Annotated in this window: 8 protein-coding genes; all 8 read right to left on the minus strand. The window is 40.4% G+C overall.

Annotated elements, in window-relative coordinates; translation table 11 throughout:
* Positions 1-134: 134 nt before the first annotated feature.
* On the minus strand, positions 135-3,404 hold the full coding sequence (locus A4H00_RS10895) for a DEAD/DEAH box helicase family protein (protein WP_067091053.1): 3,270 nt from the start codon (positions 3,402-3,404) through the stop codon (positions 135-137).
* Between the two features lies 1 nt (position 3,405).
* The gene (locus A4H00_RS10900; protein ID WP_067091056.1) at positions 3,406-5,286 is read right to left on the minus strand and encodes an Eco57I restriction-modification methylase domain-containing protein; all 1,881 of its coding nucleotides are present in this window, start codon (positions 5,284-5,286) and stop codon (positions 3,406-3,408) included.
* Positions 5,287-5,570: 284 nt separating this feature from the next.
* On the minus strand, positions 5,571-6,455 hold the full coding sequence (locus A4H00_RS10905; RefSeq protein ID WP_067091060.1) for a DUF4300 family protein: 885 nt from the start codon (positions 6,453-6,455) through the stop codon (positions 5,571-5,573).
* Positions 6,456-6,827: 372 nt separating this feature from the next.
* Positions 6,828-7,933 (minus strand): IS3 family transposase gene (locus A4H00_RS10910; RefSeq protein WP_099092148.1). Its coding sequence is split into 2 segments (ribosomal slippage): positions 6,828-7,657 and positions 7,657-7,933, totalling 1,107 coding nucleotides; the frame shifts between segments, so codons are not numbered across the junction.
* A 148-nt stretch (positions 7,934-8,081) separates the two neighbouring features.
* A complete protein-coding gene (locus A4H00_RS10920; RefSeq protein WP_067091064.1) occupies positions 8,082-10,547 on the minus strand; it encodes an FAD-dependent oxidoreductase in 2,466 nt (821 codons plus the stop codon).
* 98 nt (positions 10,548-10,645) lie between these two features.
* Complete coding sequence (locus tag A4H00_RS10925; RefSeq protein WP_067091067.1) at positions 10,646-10,906, minus strand: metal-sensitive transcriptional regulator; 261 nt, start codon at positions 10,904-10,906, stop codon at positions 10,646-10,648.
* Positions 10,907-11,135: 229 nt separating this feature from the next.
* Positions 11,136-11,690, minus strand: coding sequence for an NADPH-dependent F420 reductase (locus A4H00_RS10930; protein WP_067091070.1), 555 nt, complete (start codon positions 11,688-11,690; stop codon positions 11,136-11,138).
* Positions 11,687-13,030 carry an NtaA/DmoA family FMN-dependent monooxygenase gene (locus A4H00_RS10935; RefSeq protein ID WP_067091075.1) on the minus strand — a complete coding sequence of 448 codons (1,344 nt, stop codon included), beginning with the start codon at positions 13,028-13,030 and terminating at the stop codon, positions 11,687-11,689. The genes A4H00_RS10930 and A4H00_RS10935 overlap by 4 nt, the downstream gene beginning before the upstream one ends.
* Positions 13,031-14,073: the final 1,043 nt, after the last annotated feature.

The raw sequence follows: 14,073 nt of genomic DNA on the forward strand, positions 1-14,073 counted from the left end.
CACTTTTCTACAAACAATATTATACTACAAAAGTCGATAGAATGAAACCACCTGTTTCAGTCTAGTAACTAAATATAAAAATAAAGAGTGATGAGAAAATCAAATAATGATTTCCTGACCACTCTTGACGAATGCTATCCAAAATAGTGATCCACTAATTCTTGGATCTTTCCTTCCTTCGCTGCTGGAACTGTGTCACATAGTACAAAATTCTTCCGACTAATATCCTGTGCATAATGACCAAAGATAAAATTGGTTGCAATATTATAGATAATTTCAGTCGGTGCGAATCCGTAAACTTGCTGTTCTAAGATATGCTTTAAGCGATGGGATTCATCTGGAAAGGCAGAAATCAAGCCCTCGCTATTATACAATCGTTTCACAATTTCAGTAATATAGAGCCCAGATTTCATGTAGAGGTCTATAAAAGTCTTGTCTGGGTCATCAAAGATCCCTGGATTTTCTTTTTCGAGGTCATCCACCATCTTCTTTACCACACGTTTTGGGGTAAAGATTTGATTGGTCTTTTGAGGAGGAATATAGTCAAAAATATCCTCCTGATTATCTTTGAAATAATCTGCTAGCTCTGCTTTTTTACGAAGAAATTCCTGAATGGCTTCATCAAATGTTGCAGTATCAAAAAGATGTCCATCAAAATCCTGACCTCCATCTCGCAGATAACGAAACTGTTCTGTCGTGATGCCTGTCACTTCGTAAAAGACAGAATCAGGAACATAGGTATCGAAATTCTGCAAATTGAGTTTCTCATCACCATAGGCCATGATGAAACTAGGAATTGTTCTTGCAAATCCTCGCAAATGTCCACGAATTTCATCTTCTGCTACATCCCTAGCTTTTTCTACCTTCTTAACCTCTAGTTGTTCAATTAAAGCTTCTGGTAATCGAGTGACTGTTTCTTTCAGATTTTCTTCCAGCTTCGTCTTAAAGGCCTGCCTTGTTTCGATTATTTTTTCGGCAAGGTCGGCTTTTAAATTTTCTTGCTCCGTTTTATCTTCTGTCTGATGAAGGCGTTCTTTAAATTCTTCTTGAATATGTGCTTCAGCAATTTGGCGCTCCATCTCATGACGCTTCACTTGATTGTCCAGAGTTTCCTTGATCTGAGTCTCTATCACCTTTGTTTCTTTCGATTTCAATCCATACTCAGCTCTTAGTTCATCCACCAAAACAGGGGCTACAGCCTTGGTTACTTGCGTAACGAAATTAGCTTTAGAAGGATCTTCTACTTCTGACAGTACAGTGGATACAGATTCTCCTAGGCCATAGATCTTTTCACCAAATAGTTTTCCTTGCTGGTTGATGACAATCGTCGTATCGACTACCGCTTCTCCATTTTCATCGACGGTAACATGCGAAAAGTCTAAAAAGTCGTCGTCTGAACTAGTAGCCACTTTCCCATTTTCAGCAACTGGTAATTGGTCCAAAATATCAAGAACCGTTTGAGACGCTCTAAAAATACCTGCAATGTTATCAAAAAGGAGATTAGACATAAAGCCTCGTTTGAGAACTTCTGCCGCCTTAATCTGGCGAGGGATCGTGAGAACAGCCTTAGCATCAATTTCAACCATCTTCCCTTCTCGGTCTTCAGCGATAACTGGGAAGAAATTCAAGAGTTCGCGGATATTATCTTCTCTAGTGGTACTTGTCCCTCCACCGGATACTGTCGCTAAGGACAAGTTATTCGCAAACTCATCAAAGAGAATCAGGGTGCGCTCAGGGGCAAAGTCAAAGACATAGGCATTTTCTTTACGGTAATGATTGCCCTTGCTATCTGTCCAGCTATGAGGATTTTGAGCCCGAAAGGCTGCCTGCATGTAGAGAGCTGGTGACTTGATATTCGACAACATTAGAACAGCTGACCATTCTGGAATCGTCACACCAGTCGTTAATTGCCCCACAGATAGGGTAATCGTCTTGTCATTTGATTGAATAGCCTTGCGCACTGCGTCTAATGATTTCAACTTGGCACGGTCATCATCTTCTGACATTTTCCCATCTCCAGCTGCTAAGACAATCTGATAGTTTTCATAAATGGGATGCTCTTCCAATAATGTCTTTAGAGCCTTTGCAGAAGCGACACGGTCTAAGAGCCAAAAGGTATGCTTTAGCTCATTTCTCAGTTCTTTAGTTGAAAATGGATATTTTTCGTTCGTACTCAGGGTATCTAACCAATTTTTAACGGCTTGCTCATAGATAAACTGACCGGATTCATTGGTCGCAAAAAACTCATTTAAATCAAAGGCAAAATCAATGTTGCCACCATCCATCTGCGCTCCGTCTTCTAATTGCTCACCAATCATATGTGACATCTGGTAGGTAAACATATTGAGTTGAGGCAGATTTTCATAGGGGTTTTCTTGCTCGACTTCTTTTAACCACCTACTTTTGGCTTTCTGTTCATCTGCATAAGACCAATTGAAAATTTGTTCAGCAGTGAAATCTCCCTTTGCCAACGCCTTAAATGGTGTCCCTGACAAGTGCAAGGTGAAATTTCTCTTAATCTGTTGGAAAGCTGTATCTGTCTTAAAGGTATCAACTCCTTCATGCGCCTCATCAATAACCAGTAAATCCCAAGTCGTATCGGTTACCCATTTGAGTTTAGTGTAATTGCCCCCAAAAAAGATTGAGCCTTTCAAATCTTGCAAACTCAAAAAAGCAATTTGCCCTAGCTCCTCAGTTTCATCTAAATGCGATTTTAAATAGTCCGTATAGTCTTTTCGGCTCAATACAGGACGGTCTTTCAGACTATCTGACTCAGAAACAAACTTATAATGCGTTTTTCCAGCGATAAATGTCTCAAAGTCATCAAACCATGAATTGGCAATCGCTGGACGGTTGGTCACAATCAAAACATTTGTCGCCTGTGTCCGACAAATCAAATCATAGGTAGCTAAGGTCTTTCCAAAGCGAGGTTTTGCATTCCAGAGAAACTTGCCAGAAGGGTGCTTGACCATGTAGGCTGCAGTCTTTGCGACGGCCTCTTCTTGCTCCTGCCTCAAAACGTACTCTTGTCCCTGTCCAGGTTGATAATCGGACACATCGTGCACGACGAATTTATCAAATAACTGCTTGGCTTTATCGGGATGACCATTAAAATAAAACCACTCCGTCCTCGGACGACGCTCTACCTTGTGAAACTTGAGAAATTGGTGAAAATCATGGTCCTTAAACGTCTTCCCTTTATCAGGTTCTGTCAGATACTCCGCCTTTTCAGACCAGAGAATATCGGTTGTCACATGCGCCGTGTGGGTTTGTTCTTTAATTCGCTTTTCTACCTCACGCTCCGTATAGCCAATCTTGATCCACCCATCATTGTCAAGATTTTTAGGTGTGGTGTAGGCATAGATTTTGGGTCTGATTTCTTTTGAAGTTTGAATCTTAGCCATCTTATTCCATCTCCCTTACTTTCGTCTCGATGAAGGCGATTTCTTCTGGTGAAAGCTTATATTTTCGATATAATTGTCGGTCAATATCTGCCACTGATTGTGACCAATCAATGTCCGAATTGACCGTAAAGTCTTGGAGAGGGACTTTTGCCCAAGTGTTTCGTGAATTATGTTGAGTGATTTTTAGAACGCCTAACAGAACTCTTACAAAACGAGTTTTTACATATTTTAGACAAGAATTTGCCTCAAATTCTGATTTGAAATTACCAATAGATAAGAAAGTATCTGTATGCCCGATTAGGGGTTCCCCGATTAGGGGTGTAGATAACACTTCACCTAAGGCACCGCTTCCATTTGCTTCAGGAACAAAAACATTATAATTCTCAAACGTTTCTGGAAAATCTATATACCTAACATCAATATATTTATAGACTCTATCTGTACCAATTCTTCCAAGTAATTTCACTTTGCCAGTTTCAGGACTATCTGAAAATACAAAATCCAGTGCTGTCAATGACTTAGAAACAATCTTACTTTTTGTTCCTTTTCCTTGTAATTCCAATGCTTGAGGAAAGTCCTCAAACAGTTTTTTTGAAAATTTATATATACCTTGTGGATAGACAATATCTGAAAAAGGGGAAAATCCAGAGACTGTCATTACTTTTTTAACAATCTGATTCAATTCTTCGAAATGAGTAAAGACACCTATTTCTCCAAAGTTTTTTGTCTCGTCACGATAAGTAATCGCAACGCCACCTTTTATATCTGTATCTGGAAAGACTTTATTGCTCTTTTGTTTATATGACAACACTTTTAGATGTTTATCAGAAAGCATTTTCTTCATCCATGGCTTCGGTGTTTGCCCTGCATTAAAAAGAAAACGTGCTGGAGTAATTAAGCAAGATTTTTTAGCCAACTTATAAGATTCATCCATAAAATAGTGGTAAATCGGTTCGTCTCTTGCCCCGCCTTCCTCCTGATACGGTGGATTGCCAATTACAACATCAAATTTCATTGTTAATTCCTCGCTAGATAGGAGCTGAAAACCTATCATTTTTCCTGTTTTCCAATCTTTGATTTTTGTTTCTTTAGGTATGGGTAAGGGATCGAGCTCTGCTATTTCTTCAAAGAGATCTAGCTGAACAGCTCTTGGTGCTGTTGCAGAAAAAGGCGTTGTCTGCTCCAAACCGTCCATCTGGAATACATTATAGGAAATAATCGTGGCAATCTCTGTCTTTTGAGCGAGAGTTGGCGAATGGTGAAACTTCGCTACATAGTAATCGTCAAAACTTGCTAGTAAATTTTCACGCGCTAATAAGAGAGAATCCCCCTGATACTCATATCCATAGGAAGCCTGATAGGCACGCAGGGCTAGTTGGAAAAACGCAACTTCATCAGATACCTCACGGCTAATCCGCTGAAGCTTTCTGTCTAAAAAGCCCACACGCTCTTCTAAGGGGACTTCTTCTCCAGTCACTGCATCATAACGGCTGACCATGTAAGGTGCTTCACCACAGGTAATTTCTAACCATTTGGTATCGACATACTCTTCAAGAGTTGTTCCAACCAGCTCGTCTTCTACGTACCCGTTTTGCATCTTCACTAACCAAGTCGGGGTAAAGACTTCTGCACGTACTTTCGTGCGGTCTTTTTGCTCTGCCTTTGACTTCTCTGATCGTGGTTGGATGAGATTAGCATAGCCTCCTGTAATCCTTTTCGGTGTCATGCTATCTGCCACACCAAATCCTCTACCCAAAAATTCATAGGAGTGTGTCGCCCAGACAATCGACTTGTTGGTTGTCCTGTCCTTTAGCAGTACCGACAGCAATTCTTTAGACTCTTTCGCTAAGCCTTCTTCACTAATATCAATCTGTGCCATCATCGCTCCTTTCTTTATCGTGTTCTTAGCTCTCATTATATCATAAAATAAGACAAGTGAAAAAAGCTGTTCGTGACAATCGTCCTATTCTGATTAGCTTTCCCTTTTTATGCCATGTAGATTTCTTTGTCTTACAGCGACTTGTCGGAACAGTACAAGAAGCCGTTTCAAAAGAAGTATAAAAAACAAGAGTTCACTGAATGAATTGCACCCCAAGCGTTAGATTTTGACTCTAACTTTTTGGGGGCAATCACACTTGAACTCCTGTTTTTTTATTTATGAGTAAATTACTGTACCCATTTGTTGTTGTCCATGATAAATGGTTTTGCCAATCCTTCTCCAGTATAATCTGCATATTTTGTCAATAGATACTGGTAGCAATCTTCCTTTGTCTCGAATTTAATCGCCTGATAGGGCTCTTCAAACGATAGCTTTTCTACGAATAGGAATCCATCATTCGTTGGTACCAACACACCGACATGGCCAATAAAGAGGGCTTCTCCATCCAAGTTATCATGCAAAACGACAGAAAGCATTCTTGCCTTGTCGTCAAACTTGAATTGTGAAAGGAAGTTCTCCATTTTTTTCGCATGAACCTTTACATCCGTCGTTGATTCTGTCTTCACTCTTGAGAACAATCGATTAAAGGCTTCTTTATCTTCCGTGTCAAAGAGTTTTCCGCTTTCAATTACATCATTGTCTATAAACAGCAACGCATCATCTTTTTCAATTGGGGGAATGTCCATCTTGTTTTTCAACAGCACATAGGTATTGATCCGACAGTTGGTTCCCACAAAATCACTGTGCTTTGCGGTCCATAAGTTGCTGATTTTTTCAACGTCATACTCTGTTTTGCTAAAAGGAGCAAAATCACCTTGTAAACCTGCAGAAGCGACAATTTCGTTGTAGTCATTCACAAGTTTAATGAAAGCATCTACGCTTTCCTTATCCAAATAAGTTGATAACAAGGCCTGCACATCTTCAACACTAGTCCGACTAGCTAAGTTTGTATAGGTCGCTGTCCATTGTGGCATTTCTTGCTGCGAACTGCTTGCAGTTGTTTCTTTGGTAACTGGTGATTCTGCTGTTTTTTCTACCTGCGAACAAGCACCCAGGCCTAAAAGCACTGCTACACAAAAACCAAATGTTACTCCTTTGGAAACTTTTTTCATCTATTCTTCCTCTTTATCTATTTCTTTCTGATACTCTATAAAAATCAAACCTTTTATGACTACTGTTACTCTACCAGTAGTATACCATATCAGGATCACTCTATCACTCATTTTCTACTGCAAATTTCGCTAAAATCCAGAGTGGGTGGGGAAATTGTTCATTTCACAACAATCTGTCACAAACATTTTCTAACACCCCACACTCTAAACGCTGTACTTTCTCCATTTTACAAAAAACGTTATCCTCCCTTTACTTCAATCCTAAAAAAACACCTCAGAAAAGCATAACCAAGTTGCGATACTTTTCGTGAGGTGCTTTTGTTTTGTTTGAAAAGGCAACAGTTTTCTGTACAGTCTTATAAAGTGTTTTTCTTAAGCGATACCTCGCTTAGCTATGGGAGTTTGGTAATTGAGACTACCGTGAATACGATGATGGTTCCACCAGTGGACATAGTCTCTTGTCTTGATGGCCAGTTCTTCCAGTGTTGAAAATTGTTCTTGATAAACAAACTCAATCTTGAAAGCACGGTAGGTGCTTTCAGCCACGGCATTGTCATAAGGGCAACCAGCTTGACTAAGAGAACGGGTGATACCAAAGGCCACTAGCATCTCATCAATCAGCTGATTATCGAACTCCTTGCCACGGTCAGAATGAAAAAGATTGACCTTGGTTAAAGCATAAGGGATACTCTGAATTGCTTGCTTTACCAGATCTGCGGTCTTCTGCCAACCGACTGACAGGCCAATGATTTCTCGATTAAAGAGGTCGATGATGAGGCAAACGTAAGCCCAACGCTGGTCTATACGAACATAGGTCAAGTCCGTGACAAGGGCTTCTAAAGGCTTGTGTTGGTCGAATTGTCGATCTAAGAGATTAGGAATGGGAGCTTCGTTCTTCCCTTTAGAACGAGGCTTGAAGACAGCTTTCTGGTAAACAGAGACCAAATTTAGGCGCTTCATGATGCGCCGAATCCGTCGGAGAGACAAGCAGATGCCTTCAGCTTCCAGGCATTTCTTGATTTTCCTAGCCCCGTATCTGGACTTGCTTTCAGAGAAAATGTTTCTAACCTTTCCTTCAATCTCTGCTTCAGATACAGGTTCAACGGCTTTGTAATAATAGCTAGAACGCGGGATATTTAAGCAACGGCACATGTCTACAATTTTGTATTTATCTTTATTAGCGGTGATTACTTCCCTTTTTGCGCCATAATCACCGCTGCTTGCTTTAAGATGTCAACCTGCATTTCAAGCTCTTTGTTTCGTTTTCTGAGGGCAATCAGCTCGCGCTGTTCAGCAGTAAGGTTATCAACGGTCTTAAACGATCCAGTTGTTTTGGATTGTTTCACCCACTTATCGAAGGTTGAAGGGGTTAGCTCATATTCTCTGATGAGCTCACTACGCTTTTTCCCTGCTTGGTAAAGGTCAACGATTTGTTTTTTGAAATCATCGGTGAAGTGACGACGTGGTTTTCTAGACATAAGGGATTCCTCTTTTCTTTAGTTCAGTGTAGAACACTTTATAATTTTTGTCTAGTTTAGTGTAACCTATTCAGTTCTTGTTTCAGTTGACTAGGGTAGACAAGACAGCCACTATCCCAAATCATACGAATAGATAGACCTATACACCTTAAATAAACAATTGCATATTTGCCTGCTCACTATCACCGATAAAGGTGGCAACGCCGCCATATTCAACAAAATCAAATAATTCGTCTTTTTCAATCCCCATTAAATCCATACTCATCGTACAAGCTACAAATTTTACTCCTAGTTGGTGTGCTCGTTCAATCATATCTGGGAGAGAATCAACTTTTTTCTCTTTCATGATGTGTTTAATCATAGCTGCTCCCATTCCGCCCATATTCATCTGCGAAAGAGGGAGGTTATCCGCTTTGGAAGGTAGCATAATATCAAATAGCTTAGCCAATCCGAACTTTTTCACTTTCTGTTTTTTCAAGATAGAAATCCCCCAGAAGGTGAAGAACATTGTCACCTTTTTTCCATAAGCTGCTGCTCCCGATGCAATAATCATGGAAGCTAAGGCTTTATCTAAGTCACCACTGAATACAACCATCGTTGCACCATTTTTTGTTTCCTGTAAGACCCCTTCTTGACCTAACGAAGGTATTTTCATCGTTTCAGTCTCTAAATGAGCAGACTTCCCTTTAGCAATTGTCGCAACTACTCTTCCATTTTCAATCTTATTGGATACAAGAGTGTTGCCCGTATTTTGACACCAGGCTTCAATATCTGCACTAAAACCAAAGTCACTTGCTTCAACCTTCATCTTTTGTCCGATAGACATTTTATCAATATTTTCTCTTACTTTTAAGATTGGTCCTGGGCATTGTAAGCCACAAGCATCTAATCGAATCGTTTCTGATGGTTCTTCCATGACTGCATCCATATCTGTCATCTGATTTGAAGACTCAAAGAGCATTGGTTTCAATTGGTATTTTGCAGCTTTGTAGGTTTTATATCCCCCGTCTAAATTTTTCACACCAAAGCCAGCCTGACTTAGTAGCCGTGCGGCATTGTAGCCTCGAAGCCCAACTTGACAAAAAACATAAATCGTTTGATCTTTTGGTAATTCTTCCAAACGATGGCGTAACTGATTTAGTGGAATTTGACGACTTGATTCAATTGTTCCAGTTGCTAATTCAAATTCTTCACGAACGTCCAAGAAAAAGGCATTTTTACTGACCAAATCATCAACCTGCGACCATTGGAAAGTTGCCACCCTGCCTGAAAGAATATTATCAGCAGTGTAGCCCAGCATATTGACCGGATCTTTGGCGGATGAATACGGTGGAGCATAGGACAATTCAATACTTGCAAGTTGGTCAGCACTTGCTCCAAACCGCATAGCCGTCGCAATCACATCGATTCGTTTTTCTACTCCTTCTGTCCCAACCGCCTGAGCTCCTAGTATCTTTCCATCTTTACCAAATAAGAGTTTGAGGGCAATCGGAGAGGCTCCTGGGTAATAGCCAGCATGTGAGTTTGGATGGATATGAATGACCTCATAGTCAATACCAGCTTGTTTTAATACTCGTTCGCTATTTCCTGTACTTGCTACGGTTAATTCAAAGACCTTGGCAACAGCTGTGCCCTGAGTTCCTATATAGGATGCATCAATACCGTTTATGATATCCGCAACCAGTCTGCCTTGACGATTGGCTGGCCACGCAAGTGGAATATGCGTCGGCTTGCCACTAACTAAATCAACCACCTCGATAGCATCACCAATGGCAAAAATATCTGGCATACTCGTTTGCATCTGTTGGTTTACTTTGATGCCACCTTTAAATCCCAATTCTAGACCAGCAGATTTTGCCAGCGTATTTTCCGGAAGAACCCCGATAGACAAAATGGTCATATCGGTTTGTAGGGTTTTGCCACTCGTTAAAAGTATCTCTTTCCCTTTTTTACGAAACTCTTTTACCCCGTCACCCAAGATCAGATTTACCCCATGGATATTTATCTGCGAGTGGACCATTTGAGCCATTTCTATGTCGAGGGTCGGCATCACTTGCGGTGCCATTTCAATCAATTGAACCTGAATACCTAGCTCAACAAGATTTTCCATCATTTCTAGGCCGATGAAACCACCCCCAACGACTGTTGCCCTACGGATATTGTTTTCTGCAATATAGGCCTTAATTTGGTCCATATCTGAAATATTTCTCAAACTAAAGACATTTTCAGATTGTTCCAGCCCGTCAATCGAAGGCACGATTGCCTTTGCTCCTGTTGATATGATAAGTTTATCGTAATATTCAACATAACGCTCACCTGTTTGATGGTTAACAACCGTCACATTCTTGCCTTGCGGGTCAATCTCTGTCACTTCAGAAAAATTTCTAACATCCAAACCATACTGTTGATTCATACCATCCACTGTTTGAAGCAACAAATTTTCCCGCTCCTTGATAACGCCCCCTACATGATAGGGAAGACCGCAATTCGCAAATGAAATGTATTCACCTTTTTCAAATAAGACAATTTCATCCTCTTCACTTAAACGACGTAACCTAGTCGCAGCTGTTGCTCCACCCGCAACTCCACCAATGATAACAATTTTTTTAGCCATAATATTCTCCAATCTTTTATAGCACCCATTATATACCCCTATGGGTATATTGTCAATAAAAAAAGTAACGAAAAATTTTCCGTTACTTGCTTTCTTTTTTATTTTTTTACAATTAGCTTAATGGCTTCCTGTAAACGTGCTTCTTGTTCCTCAGGATTATCAGATGGGTGCTCAATGCAGTCTTGGACCTTTTGAGCAATCGCAATTCCCATCATACTATTTATACTCGAGCGAACAGCGCTCAACTGCGTCACAATATCAATACACTCTTGATCTTCTTCAATCATTTTTTGAATGCCACGAAGCTGGCCTTCTGCTCGTTTCAACCGATTTATCATCTTTTTTTTATCTGTATCCATACCTTATATGGTATCGTTAGTTTTAAAAAAAGTCAACACTAAAACTTGATACCTCTAAAAATCAACACTTACATACCTCTAAGGGGTATAAAAAGGGTGATTACATCATTATTCAAACGACTTTTCCAAAGAGAGCGATTCTTTTTCGGACTGTGAAATTGGTTACCTATACATTTTGAGAAAACGCCAAGCGCTCTACCAACTATTCAGCGGTAGGCGCTTAAAGTCGTTATAAAGCAAAATCCTGTAAGGCCTTCGTATTCCCAGACTCTAATAAAGCCAGCTGAACACGTGCAAAAGCTTCTAAATCTCGACTATAATCTAGTGAACCTAAATCAATAACCTTAAAATGAGTTCGCCCAAGAAGTTGAATGAACTGTTCTTTGGCAGACGGATGATTTCCAGCAAGCAACACCGGAGGTTCTTCAGCAGCAGTGACGCGACTGGATGAAAAATTCGTATTAAAGGCTTTAATAATAGGCATATCAGGAAAGAGTTCTGCTAATTTTAAGCTGGCAGACTGGTCAGGCTCCAAAAGAGAAGTTCTGGTTTGATAATCCAGAGGATTGCTAATATCAATGATAATTTTATTAGCAAAATAGTCTTGATTGGGATAAAGCAAGCTAATCATATCCTCATAGGGAATAGCAAAGATGACAAAGCGACCTTTGACATCCTCTTTGCCTCGTCCTAAAATCTGAACAGAGATACCTGCTTTTTCAAAGTGATGAGCCAAGGCTTTTCCCATCTTTCCTTGACCGATAATTGTCACGTCTTGCTTCAATTTGCCTCACTCTCTCCTCTCAAACCATACTGATAAGGTACACCGAGATTCTCACGCAGAGTAGTTCCTTCATAATCCTTATGAAAGATCCCTCTTTCTTGCAGAATTGGGACGACTTCATCCACAAAACGAGGCAAATCTACTTCATATGAATCTGGCATTACCCAAAAACCATCTGCTGCATCAGATTCAAACCAGTCCGTCAAATGATCAGCAACGTCCTGAGCAGTACCGACAGCTGCTGGGTAGTAATCAATAACAGAGTGATAAACAAGCTCACGCAATGTCCAACCTTCACGCGCTACCTTAACAACATTTTCAATACGTGGGTCGCTGTAAGGGGTAATAACAATCTGATCCAAAATACTAGGATCAATTGGCCGTTCCAGATCAGCAGGTGTAAAATCAACACCTAGTACATAGCCGATATGGGCAACCCTTTGCAGGAAGGTATCCCCGTCTATGAAGCTGGCATGTCGTTCAAGCGCTTCTTTTTTAGTATCGCCAAGAAGGGGCATAACTCCAGCAATAAACTTGATATCATCAGGCTGACGCCCATTGGCAACTGCTGCTTGACGAAGGGCTTGGCGAATAGCCTGACCTTGTTCAATCGTCCAGACTTCACCGACAAAAACATCGGCGTATTTCCCAGCAAAAGCAATACTATTTTCAGAACCACCTGAATGGAAAATCACAGGCTGACCTTGCTGCGATGGTGGAATAGGTAAACTACCACTACTTTTGACATATTGTCCCTTAAAATTGATGGACTTAACCTGAGCGTAGTCCGCAAACTCCTTGGTTGAATGGCCTAATTTCAGTGCATCTTTTCCCCAACTTGCCCACAAGGTCTGAACAAGTTCTGTAAACTCATTAGCCTTACTATAGCGGTCAAAGCTATGCGCTAAATCAATCCCATAGGCATTGGCGCTGACGCCGTTTGCACCTGTTACAGCATTCCAGGCAACACGACCTTGACTCAAAGCGTCCAAGGTTTTGAATTGCCTAGCTAGTTCGTAAGGATTTGACCAAGACGTCGCTCGTGTAATGCCAAAGCCAATATGAGATGTATGATTAGCTATCAGCGTCGCAATCAACAGAGGATCCAGTCCCATGGACTGCATATCCCCATTGTTTGCAGCTTTTGTTCCAGGAAAATCTCCGAAAAACATAAATTGAAATTTCCCTTTTTCAGCCAATTGTGCCGCCTTAATATCCACTGTAATATCCGGATAACTTTCCAATTTGGCAACAGGATCCATCCAAGATCTGAAATTCAATCCTGTTGCACCAAAACTGGCTAAGCCCAACATCATTTGTTTTTTCTGTTCAGTTGTCATTCCTTTTTCCTTCCTTATACCAAATTCTCAATGCTACTCATCGATTTATCCATAATAACGACCACTGGTTCAAGCTTATCAAACAGAGAAATCCCTAAAATTTTTATCATCCGATTTGGCATTTCTCTTTCACTCTTTTTCTGGTACAGTCATTATATTACACTTGTCATCTAAATAGGTCAATAGGCAAAAGAACATCCTTTGTCACTTAAATGACAAAAAAAGGGGTAAGTGTCATTTAAAAAATAAATCTCCATCTACAAAGAAGATACCCTGAAAGTTATTCAATCCTTCTACACTGTTGAGATTGGATCAACATCTCGATTGCGGAGCTCTGATAAAAAACCTATATTTTGCGATTCTGTTGCTAAGCCTCTGTGGCAGTATCTCGAAGAACCTCTCCTTGTCATGAAAAGCTCCCTACCCCACAAGTAAAAATCAATCTATACTTTATAAAAGTCAATATCTGACGCGGTTTGCAGAATGTTGATTTATCAACGTTGTACAAACCGCGTCAAACTGTTAAAGCTATAAAAGAAGCAAGACTGGGCACTTTTTATACGTAATCTTCCGGATTACATTATTTTGTAGGTGAGCGCGACGTGTTCATCCTGGTTTGTCCCAGCCTCAAGGTGATAGATAAAACTAGCGTAACTGGTATCCTAAAAACCACTGAGGTAACGGAGGTTACGCTAAGGATTATTTTCAACCTTCAACAGTCCGCTGGACTGTTGAACCAAGGTGAGTTAACGACGTCAGATATTGATTTTTGACAAGTATTACATAACAAGCTTCGTCAGTGAGTACTCGCTTGAAAAATGGACGCAACTAAAAGCTCCTTCATCATTCATCCGTGAGGACATAAGAAGAACACCTCAGTAAGTGAAGTGCTCTTCTTTTCTATAGAACTACTAATTTCCCTTGTTTTAGTTTTATCTTCCTTGAAAAGATAACGATAATCAACTATTCAATCGGTCTCTAGGTCGCTTGGTCTCTCACTCAATCGAATAAACTCCATTCTTATGATGACTATATCTTTCGAA

It is taken from the genome of Streptococcus marmotae (assembly GCF_001623565.1).
Lineage (GTDB): Bacteria > Bacillota > Bacilli > Lactobacillales > Streptococcaceae > Streptococcus > Streptococcus marmotae.

Excerpts from the sequence above, each read along its gene's own strand:
- A4H00_RS10895 (WP_067091053.1), bottom strand. The coding sequence starts at position 3,404 with ATGGCTAAGATTCAAACTTCAAAAGAAATCAGACCCAAAATCTATGCC.
- A4H00_RS10900 (WP_067091056.1), bottom strand. The coding sequence starts at position 5,286 with ATGATGGCACAGATTGATATTAGTGAAGAAGGCTTAGCGAAAGAGTCT.
- A4H00_RS10905 (WP_067091060.1), bottom strand. The coding sequence starts at position 6,455 with ATGAAAAAAGTTTCCAAAGGAGTAACATTTGGTTTTTGTGTAGCAGTG.
- A4H00_RS10920 (WP_067091064.1), bottom strand. The coding sequence starts at position 10,547 with ATGGCTAAAAAAATTGTTATCATTGGTGGAGTTGCGGGTGGAGCAACA.
- A4H00_RS10925 (WP_067091067.1), bottom strand. The coding sequence starts at position 10,906 with ATGGATACAGATAAAAAAAAGATGATAAATCGGTTGAAACGAGCAGAA.
- A4H00_RS10935 (WP_067091075.1), bottom strand. The coding sequence starts at position 13,030 with ATGACAACTGAACAGAAAAAACAAATGATGTTGGGCTTAGCCAGTTTT.